We start from the raw sequence: 15,839 nt of genomic DNA on the forward strand, positions 1-15,839 counted from the left end.
TTACTTCTATCGCATTTTAATACTACCTATAATGATATAATTGCAAAATTCATGGGTCACTACCATCTTTACGCTTAAGCAAAAACCATTGTTAATATTTCTTGGTTTTCAATGTTTCTCTAACTCCTATATGCCAATTCATAGGAGAGATGTTTAATTCATTTTAAACATTTTTTCTCCTTACATTTATCCTTCGTGTGATGTGCAAGTAAAAGTTTTTTATGATTCTGAATACATAAAGTGTAAAAAGAGAAAATATTACTCTATTCAATATTTTCTATTTCAGTATTGAGAAAAAGGTAAATTATTATAAACCAGTATATTGACTAGTGTTTTAAGGCTACGTACTTAGGTTAGTAAATTTGTGGAAAATTGGCCTTGTGGACGAAATCTCCAAAGATAACTTGGTAAGAAAGCAGCCATTGCTCTGGGGATAATGCCAGCACCTTCTAAAGTACGTTTATTTTCAATAGCTTCTTGAGAAACAATATTATCCACTTGCAAGAAGTGTATCTGATTAGTTGTTACGAGTGTTGGCAAGAAAGGCAATTTACCAACATTTCCCAAAAAACCACCAAACAATAAACCTATAGAAAGAGGCATAGATAAAATTATTTTTTTACGTTGAATGATTTTTAACACCTTTTCAAGGGCATTTTTGAATGTAATAATCTGAGGACCACCAAGATCATAACATTTCCCAGAGATAACTTGCCCTTCTAAAGCGCGTACAGCAAATTCAGCGATATCGCCAACATATACAGGTTGCAATTTGCTTTGTCCGCTTCCAAAAAGGGGAAAAATCGGTAAAAAACATGCCAAATTTGCTAAGGTATTAAAAAAACAATCCTCTGCTCCAAAGATAATGGATGGGCGCATAATAATTGCTTGAGGATGTGTGTTCTGTACGATTTGTTCACTCATAAATTTGACACGTGCATAAAGAAATGAGGCGTTTTTATTGGCTACGAGCGTTGACATATAAATAAGTGGCACCCCAGCATCAGCTGTTAATTCAGAGACATTTTGTACACCGTCAATTTGCGTACTTTGAAAATTTGATTGATTTGCTTGCGCTAAACTACCAGGAAGAAATACTGCCCCATCTGCTCCATACAATGCACGTGCAACAGAGGCGCGATGCTTTATATTGGTTTTAAGCATTTGAGTTTGTCCTACTTCTCCTATTTGGAGCATGTAATAAGCTTTTTGCGGACAACGAACAGCAATGCGAACGCGATACCCCCGTTTAGTTAAAGTTTCAACGATATGCCGCCCCACAAAACCAGAACCGCCAAAAACAGTGATAAGTTTAGGATGTTGATAAAGTGCACGATCGAGTTTCATGATGAAAAAGTCTATCTTTCAAAGCTTTATGAATAATCAATTTTTAACATGGTGGTGTTTTATTGTCACGTAAAATATCGCCTGCAAGGTAAAGAGAACCACCAATAAGGATGACAGCTTCTTTATACTCTGTGTTAATTCTATGTAAAGCATCTTGTAGATGTGCTTGTGGAATGGCAAGAAATCCTGCTTTTCGGGCTGATTCAGCTAAAATAGTTGGACACATACCTGCATTTTTTTCAGTTAATGGGACAGTATAAACTTTGTCTACCAGGTTTGCTAGAGGGCGAAAATAACCAACAGCATCTTTAGTATTCAGCATACCAACAATCATAATAAAAGGGCGGTTTGTTTTTTTTCTCCATTGAACAAGTTCTGCTGCAACAACTTTTCCTGCTGCAGGATTATGACCACCATCTAACCATAAATCAATACCAGGAGACAGCTGATCAACCAAATTTCCATAGGTAAGATGTTGCATCCGTGCTGGCCAGTAAATATTTTGCAAAGCATGACTTATCGTTTTTTCTGAAAGCCGAAAACCGGCTTGATGAATTGCCTCAAGAGAGGCTCCAGCATTGGCAATTTGATGAGCCCCAATGAGGTTGGGAAGTGGAAGATCCATAAGACCATGACTGTTTTGAAATACCATACGTCCATATTCTGTATAGCTTTGATAATCTTGATTAAACAGGGAATAAGGAGCTTTATTTTTAACAGCAATAGACGTTAAAATAGAAAGAGTTTCATCATAATCTTGCTTACCAATGACTATGGGAACTGCTGGTTTTATAATTCCCCCTTTTTGAAAAGCGATTTGTGCAATTGTTTTTCCAAGAAAAGCTTCATGATCGTAGTCAATAGGCATAATAAGGGAGACAGCTGGTTTGTTGATCACATTGGTGGCATCAAACCGTCCTCCTAATCCGACTTCTAAAATTACGGCATCAGCTGGATGAGTACTAAACAACATAAAAGCGGCTGCTGTGAAAATTTCAAAAATGGTAATTGGTTCTTGACGATTCACTTTTATAATTTCATGAATTGTTTCAGCCAATTGGCTCTCTGTAACAAATTTGCCACTTCCTTTTTGACCTAGACGGCAACGTTCATTCCAGTTGACCAGATGAGGTGAGCTGTATACATGAACGCAGTAACCTGCACTTTCCAAAAGAGCACGACAAATCGCTGAAGCAGATCCTTTACCATTTGTTCCAGCAATATGAATAACAGGTGCAAGCTTTAAATGTGGATTGCCAAGACGCTCTAAAAGGTTTAGAATACGCTCTAAAGAAAGATCAAATTTTTGGGGATAATTTTTCAGTAAATCATCTATCACCGTTTGTACTTGGCTTTTTTCCATAAGCTTAAGCTGCTTTTGTTGTAGAAAACGATGTTGGAGAATCTGTTGGGGATGGATTAGAAGGGTTAACAGCCGCAGGATATTTCATCATCAAGCGTAGAAGCCGTGCAATGGTTGCTTTCATTTCTAAACGTGATACAACCATGTCAATCATACCATGTTCGAGCAGATATTCACTACTTTGAAAACCTTCTGGTAAAGTTTCACGTATAGTTTGTTGAATCACACGTGGTCCTGCAAAACCAATCATAGCACCTGGTTCGGCAATATGAATATCGCCGAGCATAGCGTAAGAAGCGGTAACACCACCGGTCGTTGGGTTAGTAAGAACCACAATATAGGGAAGTTTTGCTTCTTTCAGCATTTCAATGGCTACAGTTGTACGAGGCATTTGCATCAATGAGAGTGTTCCTTCTTGCATACGTGCACCGCCAGAAGCTGCAAAAAGAACCAGCGGACATTTTTCTGCAATGGCAGTATCAAAAGCTTTGATAATAGCTTCTCCTGAAGCCATACCAAGTGATCCACCCATAAAGGAAAAGTCTTGAACAGTAGCTATAATCGGTAAGCCTTCAATAGTACCGTGTGCACTTAAAATATTATCATCAATACCAAGTTTAGAACGATAATCTTTTAATCGGTCAATATAACGTTTTTCATCGCGAAACTTTAAAGGGTCTGTTACAACTTTTGGATTTTCAAGAGGTGTATAAACACCATCATCAAAAAAATGCATGAGACGGTTTTTGGCGCTGATACGCATGTGATAACCTGAAGCCGGGATTACATATTGATTCATTTCCAAATCTTTATGGAAGACCATTTCACCACTGATGGGATCTTTAATCCACAAATTATCTGGAATTTCACGGCGTCCCAAAATAGAATTAATTTTAGGACGAACATAATTTGTAATCCAGTTCATTTTTATAGCCTCTCTTTAAATATTATACACTTTTTGCATGATTACAAAGAATATAGAACTTAAGTGATCAGACTCATTTTATAAAGGAATCTATTTAATACTTTTATCTGTATACGTATAGTTTCGACTCCATTATCCTTTAGGTTTAAAGTAACAGCTCTTCTATATTAATAAAGTATTTCTTACACAAACCTAACAGTAGTTTTAATATTTTAATAAATGACATTACTTGTTTTTTTGTTTTGATATCAAAATCTATTCCTTGCACTAGTTGGCAAATTTTTCATTTATTCCTGAGGAAAATGAATATTCAATTAGCTATTAACATTAACGCCCTTAAAACAAAGAGGCCTTATAATTATAAAAATAAAATATCAAAAAGACTACAATAATCCATAAAAATAGTGGATACGATAACGTTATGTTAACGAAACGCTACCACCAGAGCAAGATCTTTTTCAAGAGTTTGCTTTGATGAGAGAAATGAAAAGTGGTTATTATAAAGCACCTTATTTTCTATTTCTCTTTACTTATGAGCTTTGCTGGATTTTAAGTAAGTGTTATTGTTTTTGCGTAACACGTATGGTGGTCTTTTGGGAGAGCATCTTGTGTAAGTGTGTCATAAAGGCGGCTGCAAAAAGCGGTGTTGCTAAATTAAGAATCGGAATCGAAACAAAAAGTGCAATCAACAGTCCTGCACAAAAAACTGTTGTATAATGTGTGTGTAAAAAAGCATGTGCTTCTTGTTCAGATCGAAAACGGTAGGCAGCAAATACAAAGTATTCACGACCAAGCAAATAGCCATTAACAACATAAAAGGCAATAAAATTGATACCTGGTACGAAGAACAAAATAAAAGCGATTCCATTGCCGAAAAGGCTTAAAACAACAAATTTCAAGGATAGAACTAGAGAACGTTCAAACGATAGAGCATGTCCAATAGGCTCATTAGGATAATCTTCTTTTTCAATAATTTCAGCGGCAGAATCAATAAAAAATCCCCCAATCATAGCGGTAATTGGAGCAATCAAAAAAGCCATTAGCAAAGTTAAGCCAAGGTTCAAGATAATCAGTATGCCCAATCCTAACCATCCTGCCCAACTAGGTAATCCAGGAAGAAAATGAGCAATCCAAGGCCAGAAGTAAGATATAAAAAATTGGCGTACACACAGCCATATAATGGCCAGTACAACGAGGGTAATTCCCAAAGCTTTTAATATCATAGTGCGATATTGCGAAGTTATAAGACGTTGTAAAGCGAGATAGGCAGCGGTAAAAATCATAACAATTAAGTAAATAAGAAAAAAGTGAAAACAAGAGATAAATTGGAAAGTGCTTTACATATGTACTTAGTTTCATAGATCCTATAATCTTGTTGTTTAAAGGTAAACAGTCAAAAGATGGCATTTTTTATCCATAGTACCGTAAAAATTTTTCTTCAATACGGTGATATAAAGCGCATTCATGTATATTAAAAATATGGATGTTGTTTCTATGTATTTTCAATTTTCTTATGCACTAATTCAGTATAAAAGTATGAAGTTGCACAGAATATTCAGATCAGGATTTACCACAGCATCTAAGAAATAAATCACATAAGTAGTAAGAAGGTGAAACAAACTGAGAGAAATCAATCTGATTACAAATTGGTTCTAGTTAGAAAACTTCGTTCTTTAGGACGGGGAGTAGTATATCAAGCATTATAGAAATTTATGATAGAATTTTTTGTAAAGCTAATGAAATGAACAACATAAGCAAATAATAACAAATAATAATAAGAACTATTTATGCTAGTTACCTTATAACTAAATTGCAATACGTAGACATTTTTATTTCTTTCAATGAGAGAAGATTGCTTTTTGTGTAAATGTAGGCACTCTTTCAATGAATATTATGCATGTAAATAATTTTACGTGATTTAGTAAATGAGTTTCATTTTTTTGTGGTGCATTTTAGTTAAAGTATGCATATTTTGATTTCTGAAAAACTTTTAGTTTCATTAAAATATGACGTCCTTTTCTCATTGATGAGCAGGAATGTGGGGCTCAAAAAATGACACAATAACATTTGCTAGTTTTTGTGCTACTTGCTGTTTACTCATATGCGGCCATTCTTCAACATTTTCTTTACTAACAAGATAAACTTGATTTGTGTCAGCGCCCATGACATTTGTGCCATCAGCCTGGAGAGAAATATCATTCGCAAGAATGAAGTTTGCTCCTTTTTCGATACATTTTTTTTTCGCATTGGCAATGATATCACAGGTTTCAGCAGCAAAGCCAATTACGAGTGAAGGGCGGTTTGAAGCATTGCAGATTGAGGCCAAAATGTCAGGATTTTCAACCATGTGCAAGGATAGTGGTGTTTTAAAGACACGCTTTTTAATCTTGTGTAAAGATTGTGTTTGGCTGCGCCAATCGCAAACGGCAGCGACAAAAATAGCTCCATCGGCGGGTAAGGTTGCTTGAACAGCTTGTAACATTTGACATGCTGTCTCAACATGAATAGTTTTTACCCCTTGTGGATCAGGAAGGTCAACCGGTCCACAAATAAGCGTCACTTTTGCACCCAAGTTAGCTAAAGCTGTAGCAATGGCATGTCCTTGTTTACCTGAAGAACGATTAGCAAGATAACGCACTGGATCGATTGGTTCATGGGTGGGACCAGAAGTAACAATAAAATGGCGGCCAGAAAGTGACTTTTTTTGTACACGAAGAATAGTTTCGACTGTGGCGACAATGGTTAAGGGATCACTCATGCGTCCACAACCTGCCTCATCACGTTCAGCCATTTTGCCGATTTCTGGTCCGACTATATGAACACCATCTGCACGCAGTTGTGCGATATTGCGAACAGTTGTTGGATGTGTCCACATCACTGGATTCATAGCTGGCGCAATTAAAAGTGGACAACGTGCTGCTAAAAGCACACAATCAGCTAGATCTTCCCCTATACCGTTGGCTATTTTGGCAATGCGATTGGCTGTAGCAGGAGCTAAAATAATGAGGTCAGCATCACGTGCTAATCGGATATGTCCGATATCATGTTCTTCTGCGCGTGAAAATAAATCACTATACACAGTACGGCCACTCAAAGCTTCAGCTGCTAAAGGCGTAATAAATTTTTGCGCGGCTTTTGTCATAACAATGTTTAAGCATGCACCACGTTCTTGTAAACGGCGAATCAAGTCAAGCGCTTTATAGGCTGCAATACTACCACCAATAATGAGAAGAAGTGATTTTGATTGCAGTGATTGCGTTTCAACATTACTTGCCTGAGATGATAGTATAGTGGGAGTCACGGAATTACTTAAAAGGCGACGAGCTTCTTCTTCCATAGAAATACCATTCTGCGCGGCACGTATACGCAAAGCTTCTTTGGCTTCAGATGAAAGATTACGAACAGTAATACTTGCCATAAAATATTTCCCAAAAATGAATTGATTGCAATGATTTCGTTATCTATATGTTTTAACATATTGAGCAGATTAGAGAAGATGAAAAAGATAAAAAGTGAGACAAACGCAACAAAGTGCGATGATAAAGAGGCTATAACGACTATAGCGGTTAATACGACTTTGTTCGACAGCAAGTTGTTTAAGGGTAGCAGGAGAAAGATTAAATCCTATTTTTCTCATTTCGTTAAGGTCTTCTTCGAACCGTTGGAAATTTTGTATCAATTGCGGTGTTTTACGTGCCAATGAAAAAAGTGCTTGCGCTCCTTCACTAAAATCTTTTGCAACTCCTATAGGCCCTAAATTTTTGCTAATCCATTCTCTGACAACGGGTTCAGAAGCTTTCCACATGTTAAAATGAGGGTCCAATGTGCGAGCTACACCTTCAACGACAACCATAGTTTTTTGCAGTAATAAAAGTTCAGGGCGTGTTTGCATATCGAACAATTCAGTAACTTCAAACAACAGTGTAAGCAACTTAGCCATGGAAATGCTTTGCGCTGATTGCCCGTGAATTGGTTCACCAATAGCACGGTTAGCTTGAGCAAAGCTCTCAATATTATGGTGTGGAGGCACATATCCTGCTTCAAAATGAGCACGTGCCACTCGGACGTAATCACGAGTAATAAAGCCGTAAAGGATTTCAGCAAGGAAATGCTTTTCTTTTTTACCGAGTCGCCCTGTAATTCCTAAATCAACAGCAACAATACATCCTTCTGAGTCTACAAATAAATTACCGGGATGCATATCGGCATGAAAAAAACCATCACGCAATGTATGACGAAGAAAAGATTGAATGAGCGTAATTGCGAGTGTTTGCAAATCAAAACCCGCTTCTTTGAGGGCGGAAATTTCAGATATTCTTATACCATTGATCCATTCCATTGTAAGAACATTGCGTCCTGTTCGCTCCCAATCAATTTTGGGAACACGAAAACCTGCATCATGTTGAATATTTTCAGCCATTTCTGATATAGCAGCTGCTTCTAACCGTAAGTCCATTTCAATCCGTGTGGTTTGTGCCAAAGTGTCAACCACACAAACAGGGCGCAGCCTTCGAGAAGCTGGTATATAACGCTCTTGTAAATGAGCAATGAGATAAAATCCTCTAAGGTCTTTGGAAAAACGAGTTCTAATATTAGGGCGTATGACTTTAACAGCACATTTTTTTTTATGACCGGTTTCATCGAAATATTCAGCTGGATGAACCTGAGCTATAGAAGCAGCAGCAATGGGTGGATAAAAGTTTACAAATAAATCATTGATAGATCGACCAAGCGAATTTTCAATTTGTGCAATGGCATCAGGGCAAGAAAATGTTTGGACGCGATCTTGTAACTGTACCAAATCTTCCGCAATATCACGTCCAACAATATCAGGTCTGGTCGCAAGAAATTGACCAAGTTTTATGTAAGAAGGACCAAGCTTATTGATGGCATGAGAAATATTTTCAGATCGTCGCTTCTTTTTTGTTTTGCGTCGCGCCAATGCACTTGCTATACGATGACATAATGCTGGAAATCCCTGAAGATCATCGTTAGGCAGAGCACTCAAAACACCTTCACGTGCTAAAACCCATCCTGCGCGCATTAATTGAAAGTAAGTGGAAATTTTTATCATTTTTAAATTTTCCAACCTGAATGCAGTGCTGCGATTGCTCCAGTGAGATTACGGTATGACACCCGTGAAAAACCTGCATGATTAATCATATGCGCAAAATCATCTTGCTTAGGAAACTTACGAATGGATTCAACTAAATAACGATAAGCATTTTCATCATTTGCAATGATTTGACCAAGTTTAGGGATGGTATGGAAAGACCAAAAGTCATACAGTTTGTCAAGCAGAGGCATCTCGACATTTGAAAACTCTAAACATAAGAAACGTCCTCCCGGTTTTAAAACACGAAAAGCTTCTCTAAGGGCTTTGTCAATATGGGGCACATTGCGGATTCCAAAGGCAATGGTATAGGCATCAAAACTTTGATCTTCAAAAGGCAAATGTTCTGCATTGGCTTCAACAAAATCAATCAGAGGAGCAAGACCATTTTTTTGTGCACGTTTTTTACCAGCACTGAGCATTGAGCTATTAATATCAAGCACTGTAGCATGAACTTTTTGGCGTGAAGCATTAAGAATACGAAAAGCAATATCACCAGTACCGCCAGCCACGTCAAGAACCTTCCAATTTGGAAGTGCTGGGGGAGAAAGCCATGCAACCATAGAATTTTTCCACATACGGTGGAGTCCTAATGATAAGATATCATTCATCTTATCATAATTTTCAGCAACAGAGTGAAACACACTATCAACCATGGCCTGTTTTTGTGCTTCATCAATCCTTGTAAAGCCAAAAGAGTGTTCCATACCACCTTTTGCTCCTATGCGTTCTGTTTCAGCTGCCATGTGCTACCCTTCCTTATTTTTCGTTGATCGTAAATGAAAATAGAAGGAATGTTCAAATACGAAAAAACGATGTATAAAACTACGATGTTTATACAGCCAAAAACAAAAGAGTACCTTTAGATATCAAGATTAGCAACGCTTAAGGCATTATCTTGAATAAAGACTCGCCGAGGTTCAACTTCATCACCCATTAAACGAGAAAAAAGAGAATCTGCATCGGTTGCATCATTAATTTTAACTTGTAAAAGTGAGCGCGCATCGGGATCAAGAGTTGTTTCCCAAAGTTGTTCAGCATTCATTTCTCCAAGACCTTTATAACGCTGTAATGTTATACCCTTTTTACCGTTGGCAAAAATGCTTTCTAAGAGACTCATAGGTCCAAAAATACGCTCTGATTTATCTTTGCGATGTAGGAGAAGGGGAGGATTATATATTTCTGTGAAATTTTTAGAAATGCGATCAATTTGGCGTGCATCGGCTGAATTGATAAGTCCTGCATCAAGGGTAATAACATCTTTAACTCCGCGTAAAACACGTTCAAAACATAAACTTCCCTCTGATGTGTATTGACCACTCCAACCTTGTTCCATATCATCAGCAATCAAATCAAGACGATAGGCGATGTTATCGGCTGTTTTTTGCGCTTTTTCTGATGTTACAAAGGATTCAAGATTAAAAGCTCCAACAATCGCTGCTTGCTCAACAATACTGCGGTCATAACGTGTATGAAGACCATTTAAAAGTTGACGTAATACACGGGCATCTTTGACAAGCTGATATAAATCGGTATTTGTACGGACTTCTCCCGTTGAGAGCTCTAGAACTGTCTCTTCCAGCCCGGTATCGATTAAAAATTCTTCAAATGCTGCTTCATTTTTAATATATTGGGAAGATTTACCACGTGAAACTTTATAAAGGGGTGGTTGAGCGATATAAAGATGTCCACGCTCAATCAATTCGGGCATTTGTCTAAAGAAGAATGTAAGAAGTAGGGTGCGGATATGTGCTCCATCAACGTCTGCGTCGGTCATGATAATGATTTTATGATAACGTAATTTATCTGGTGAAAATTCATCTTTGCCAATGGAAGTTCCAAGAGCAGTGATAAGTGTTCCAATCATATCAGATGAGAGCATGCGATCGAAACGTGCACGTTCAACATTAAGAATTTTACCACGTAAGGGCAAAATCGCTTGATTTTGGCGCGAGCGTCCACTTTTCGCTGAACCGCCAGCTGAATCTCCCTCTACGATAAAGATTTCCGATTTCGCTGGATCACGTTCTTGACAATCGGCAAGCTTTCCTGGCAGAGAAGTAATATCAAGAGCTCCTTTTCGTCTTGTGAGCTCACGTGCTTTTCGTGCTGCTTCACGCGCCGCAGCAGCCTCTATTACCTTACTAATAAGAAGTTTTGCTTCGTTAGGATGTTCTTCCATCCATATTGAAAGACCTTCATTCACCAAATTTTCAACAACGGGGCGCACTTCAGAAGAAACCAATTTGTCCTTTGTTTGTGAAGAAAATTTAGGATCGGGAACTTTAACTGAAAGAATGGCTGTGAGCCCTTCGCGGCAGTCATCACCCGTTAAGTTAACTTTTTCTTTTTTTGCAATGCCTGAAGATTCAGCATAACCATTAATTTGACGTGTTAAAGCGCTACGAAAACCTACTAAGTGGGTTCCCCCATCCCGTTGAGGAATGTTATTTGTAAAACATAAGACTTTCTCATGGTAAGAGTCATTCCACCATAAAGCAACATCAACACTCATTCCGTCTTTTTCACTGGTAATATAAATAGGAGTATCTAGAAGTGCTCTTTTCGTTTGGTCAATGTATTTGACAAATTCAATTAATCCACCTTCATAATGTAGTTCAACGGTTTGAACGTCGGCATGGCGTTCGTCAATGAGAAGAATATGTATACCAGAATTTAAAAAAGCGAGTTCTCGCAAACGACGTTCCAAAGTTTCAAAATCAAATTCAACCATCGTAAAAGTTTCAGAACTTGGTAAAAATCTGATTTCTGTTCCACTTTCTGCATCACAATCGCCAATAATTTTTAGCGGAAAATCAGCAACTCCATGGCTAAATGACATTTCATGAATTTTACCATTACGTTTGATTTGTAATTTAAGCCAAACAGATAATGCATTAACAACAGAAACACCAACACCGTGTAAGCCACCTGAAACTTTGTAAGAATTTTGATCAAATTTTCCACCAGCATGAAGCTGAGTCATGATGACTTCAGCTGCTGAAACCCCTTCTGTTGGATGGATATCTGTTGGAATTCCACGTCCATTATCACGTACAGAACAAGAACCATCAGCATGGAGTGTGACAGTCACAAGAGTAGCATGACCGGCTAAAGCTTCGTCAATAGCGTTGTCTACGACCTCATAGACCATATGGTGCAAACCTGAACCATCATCTGTATCGCCGATATACATGCCAGGACGTTTACGTACAGCATCAAGACCTTTGAGAACTTTGATAGAAGCGGCACCGTAGTCATTACTAGATGTCGGTGAGATTATTTCATCACTCATAAGTTAATCCACTTCTGTATTCAGTTTATGATATCCAAACAGCTTTTCCTAAGCTTAATATTTTAACCAGTTATTTATGGAATAACCATATTGAACATTTATCGTATATCAGACTTATATTCAACATCTGTTAGTACATAATAGAGAGAATGATTTTTACATACAGTATTTATATAATTTGAGATGCGAAAAAATACAGACGATTGGTTCGATAAAGGTTATTTATACGAGACGTTAATGTTTGCTAGAAATAATTACTTGAGCTTTGCGACGATGCGAAAAATAGGATATTTTGTCTATTTTGTGAGAATGAAGAAAAATATATAGCGTTTTAATACACACAAGCCTTACTTTTTTATTCTTGCGGTCAGCTTATAAACTAAAGACGTATTTTTGCATTATTCTTTGTTGGTATACAAAAAGTTTTAATGAAAATATGTAAGAATTTCACAAAGTATGTAGGACTTATAGCTTATATGAGCGGCAAGATTAAAACACTTTGATTTATAATGATAGTTGATCATTGTACATGTTTAATGAGAGATCTGAATATACCGTAGAATTCTCTCGTTTCAAATTCTCTCCTGACGGATCAGAAAACACCATTCGCTTGTACCTTCACAAGGGCGAACAACATATGGATAAAAACCGTTTAATACAAAAAATCAAAATACTTCTTACGAACCGTTTCAATATAGGGGCTGACGCAACATAAGATAATGGTGTGCGGGCTTTTAGCTTCATAAGTGTAAAGATAGTCAAGATGGTGCTGTGAGATAAGATGGGTAGCAACGAAGAACGTTTTTTAAAAAAGTGCATGAGTTAGCAGCACAATGCTAATCTGTTCTTCATATAAGGAGCGTGAACCTTCATGAAAAAAAAACCAAGAAATATTTCTGATATTATCAAAGAGATTTAGGAAAAAACAGAAAGAGCGATAATATAGGAATTTTTATTGCTATTTATGCTAGAAAATCGCTTTCCTGCTGAAAAGGCTTTTTTACGTGTTTAGTTGGGGAAGTGGAAGCAAAAGTTTTGTTATCACTAAATCTATTCTGAAAACTATAGAAAAATATTAAATTTTTCAACGGTTTAGAGAAACACGAAAATTTTAATTCGTTAGAATAGCAGATATTTCAGTTCAATGCATTAGATATGATAACTGAGAAAAGTTATATTTTAGCTTTGAAAATGAGAGGACAAGATTTTGAAAATAAAGAAATTTATAAATGGATTAAATGTTCTTATTGGAGTTTTATTTGGAGCATGGGGATTTTTGTTTTTCTCGATTGCAGAGGCTGAAACGGCTGTAAAGCTACCTTCTTTTTTTGATTCGCATAAACATTTTATACAACCTGATACAACAGATATAATTCGTTTACGTTTTGTAACAACTTTTGATTTTCCTCCTTTTAACTTTCTTGACAAAACAGGGCGTCTTGCAGGCTATAATATTGACTTACTGCGTGCTATTTGCTCAAAATTAAACCTTGAAGAACTCTGTGAAGTAGAAGTTGTTCCTTGGGAGGATCTCCTAGATCATGTCAAAGATGGTGAAGCGGAAGTAATTATTGCAGGTTTAAAAGAAACAATTGAAACACATCAAGATCTTATTTTCACGAAATCTTATTTACGTTTTCCAGCTCGATTTGTTGCTTCTCGATTTTTGAATCTCGATGAGCCAATAAGCGATAAATTAATACATTTAAACAGTGGCGTTTTGTCCAAAAGTGCTCACGAAAAAACTGTTTCGTAGTTATTTTCCTGAAGCTAAATGGCAAGGATTTAAAGAAAGAGAAGAGCTCTATAAAGCACTACAAGATCGTACAATTGATGTTATTTTTGATGATGGATTTGCTTTATCTTTATGGTTAAATGATTCCAAATCCGCTGATTTTTGCCATTTTGTTGGAGGGGCATATATGGCTCCACAATTATTGGGGCAAGGAATGCGACTTGCTGTTGCAAAAAAGAACGAAAAATTAATTGATATACTCAATTATGCTCTGCAATCTCTAGAAGATGATGGCAAACTTACAGAACTTTATCTGCGTTATTTTCCGATTAGTTTTTATTGATGAATACTTTCCTTAGGGAAGCGTTGTTAATCTTTCAGTTCCCAATCGATAAGAAATAGCTTCTGCGAGATGATGACGTGCAAGAAGGTCTGCTTCATCGAGATCAGCAATGGTGCGTGCAACTTTGAGAATACGATGATAGGCACGGGCAGAAAGGTGCATTTTTTCACTCACGTCCCGTAAGAGTGTGGTAGCATTTTTATCAGTTAAAGCAATTTTTTCGATGATTTTGGCAGGACAATCACTGTTGGTGTGAATATGGTCAAGCCCCAATGTCTTAAAACGTTTGGCCTGAATAGCACGACACCGTGCAACGCGTTTTGCGACATCGCAGCTTTTTTCTGATTTTTCTGGTTGCATAAGGTCCATAGCTGTTAAAGCAGGGACGTCAATTCGTAGATCGATTCGGTCAAGCAGAGGACCAGAAATACGGGATTGATAATCGATTTGGCAGCGTATTCCTTTAGCACAAACATGGTTTTTTTCGCCTGCCATACCACATCGGCAAGGGTTCATTGCAGCAATGAGTTGGAAACGCGCAGGATAGCTGATATGGTGATTAGCACGGGCGATAACACATTCTCCACTCTCTAAGGGTTGGCGAAGAGAATCGAGAACCTGTGGAGAAAATTCAGGTAATTCATCAAGAAATAAAATGCCGTTATGTGCGAGTGAGACTTCTCCTGGACGTCCTTTAAGGCCACCACCTATCATTGCTGCCATGGAAGCAGAATGATGTGGTGCGCGAAAGGGGCAGTGCCGTGAAATAGTATTATGGACTGTTTCTCCTGTAATAGATGCTATGAGAGAAACATCTAAAAGTTCACGGCTATTAAGGGGCGGTAAAATGGAAGGTAAGCGTTGAGCTAACATAGATTTTCCTGCACCAGGAGGACCTACAAACAAAAGGTTATGCCGCCCAGCTGCACAAACTTCTAATGCACGTTTGGCGGTTTTTTGTCCTTTAATTTCGCAAAGGTCTGGAAGTTCAGTTTGGATAGTATATTGACGCGGTTGTGGACGTTTTTGAATTTGAGTTCCTTTAAAATGGTTAACCATAGTGAGAAGAGTTTCGGGTGCAAGGATATTCATTTCTGCATTTGCCCATGCTGCTTCAGGTCCGCATTGATAGGGACAAATAAGTCCTTTATCGAGCGATAAAGCTGTCATTGCAGCTGGTAAAACACCATTGACAGCTGTAATCGAAGCATCCAGTGATAATTCACCTAAAATGACGTAGTCTTGTGCTACTTCAGGAGGAAGAATTCCCATGACAAGCATTAAGCCTACAGCTATGGGTAAATCATAATGTGACCCCTCTTTAGGTAAATCAGCTGGAGCAAGATTAATAGTAACCCGTTTATTGGGCATAGAAAGCCCACAAGCATGAAGGGATGCTTGCACGCGTTCACGACTTTCTGCGATTGCCTTATCGGCTAATCCAACAATAGCCATTCCTATTTTACCGGGAGAAATCATAACCTGTACATCGACAGGCACGGCTTCTAGACCGCGAAAAGCAACAGTTGTAATCCGCGCGATCATCAATTATTTCTCCCCCCCCTTTAACTTAGAAGAGACAATCATATCTGCACGTAAAAATCAAGAAGGTCTATATGGTTTTGGGGATAGAAAGATCTATATACGTGTCCAAGCTTTTGTAGTATTCTCATGGAAAAGTGATTTGCACAAATTTAACTATAATTATATGCGGTTAA

9 protein-coding genes and 1 pseudogene are annotated in these 15,839 nt (G+C 37.6%); 1 reads left to right on the forward strand and 9 read right to left on the reverse strand.

All coding sequences use genetic code 11. The annotated features are described in order from the left end of the window. Positions 1-348 precede the first annotated feature (348 nt). From HWV54_RS04105 to gyrB, 8 genes are all read right to left on the reverse strand, one after another. Complete coding sequence (locus HWV54_RS04105) at positions 349-1,347, reverse strand: complex I NDUFA9 subunit family protein (protein WP_005866474.1); 999 nt, start codon at positions 1,345-1,347, stop codon at positions 349-351. A 43-nt stretch (positions 1,348-1,390) separates the two neighbouring features. Next, positions 1,391-2,710, reverse strand: a complete 1,320-nt coding sequence (locus HWV54_RS04110) for a bifunctional folylpolyglutamate synthase/dihydrofolate synthase (protein WP_005866473.1) — start codon at positions 2,708-2,710, stop codon at positions 1,391-1,393. A gap of 4 nt (positions 2,711-2,714) precedes the next feature. Further along, positions 2,715-3,635 (reverse strand): acetyl-CoA carboxylase, carboxyltransferase subunit beta, encoded by a 921-nt coding sequence (gene accD, locus HWV54_RS04115; RefSeq protein ID WP_005866472.1) that lies wholly within the window; start codon positions 3,633-3,635, stop codon positions 2,715-2,717. A gap of 560 nt (positions 3,636-4,195) precedes the next feature. Further along, positions 4,196-4,918 carry a sulfate transporter family protein gene (locus HWV54_RS04120; protein WP_005866471.1) on the reverse strand — a complete coding sequence of 241 codons (723 nt, stop codon included), beginning with the start codon at positions 4,916-4,918 and terminating at the stop codon, positions 4,196-4,198. A 737-nt stretch (positions 4,919-5,655) separates the two neighbouring features. Further along, on the reverse strand, positions 5,656-7,053 hold the full coding sequence (gene coaBC / locus HWV54_RS04125) for a bifunctional phosphopantothenoylcysteine decarboxylase/phosphopantothenate--cysteine ligase CoaBC (RefSeq protein WP_005866470.1): 1,398 nt from the start codon (positions 7,051-7,053) through the stop codon (positions 5,656-5,658). Positions 7,054-7,122: 69 nt separating this feature from the next. Next, complete coding sequence (gene ubiB / locus HWV54_RS04130) at positions 7,123-8,709, reverse strand: 2-polyprenylphenol 6-hydroxylase (RefSeq protein WP_005866469.1); 1,587 nt, start codon at positions 8,707-8,709, stop codon at positions 7,123-7,125. A 2-nt stretch (positions 8,710-8,711) separates the two neighbouring features. Then, complete coding sequence (gene ubiE / locus HWV54_RS04135; protein WP_005866468.1) at positions 8,712-9,494, reverse strand: bifunctional demethylmenaquinone methyltransferase/2-methoxy-6-polyprenyl-1,4-benzoquinol methylase UbiE; 783 nt, start codon at positions 9,492-9,494, stop codon at positions 8,712-8,714. Between the two features lie 116 nt (positions 9,495-9,610). Beyond that, on the reverse strand, positions 9,611-12,043 hold the full coding sequence (gyrB, locus tag HWV54_RS04140) for a DNA topoisomerase (ATP-hydrolyzing) subunit B (protein WP_005866467.1): 2,433 nt from the start codon (positions 12,041-12,043) through the stop codon (positions 9,611-9,613). Positions 12,044-13,250: 1,207 nt separating this feature from the next. Here gyrB and HWV54_RS04145 point away from each other — a divergent pair. Then, positions 13,251-14,121: pseudogene (locus HWV54_RS04145) on the forward strand (ABC transporter substrate-binding protein). 12 nt (positions 14,122-14,133) lie between these two features. Here the strand turns inward: HWV54_RS04145 and HWV54_RS04150 are convergent. After that, positions 14,134-15,666, reverse strand: coding sequence for a YifB family Mg chelatase-like AAA ATPase (locus HWV54_RS04150; protein WP_005866464.1), 1,533 nt, complete (start codon positions 15,664-15,666; stop codon positions 14,134-14,136). Positions 15,667-15,839 lie beyond the last annotated feature (173 nt).

It is taken from the genome of Bartonella alsatica, from assembly GCF_013388295.1.
In the GTDB taxonomy this organism is placed as follows: Bacteria; Pseudomonadota; Alphaproteobacteria; order Rhizobiales; family Rhizobiaceae; genus Bartonella; species Bartonella alsatica.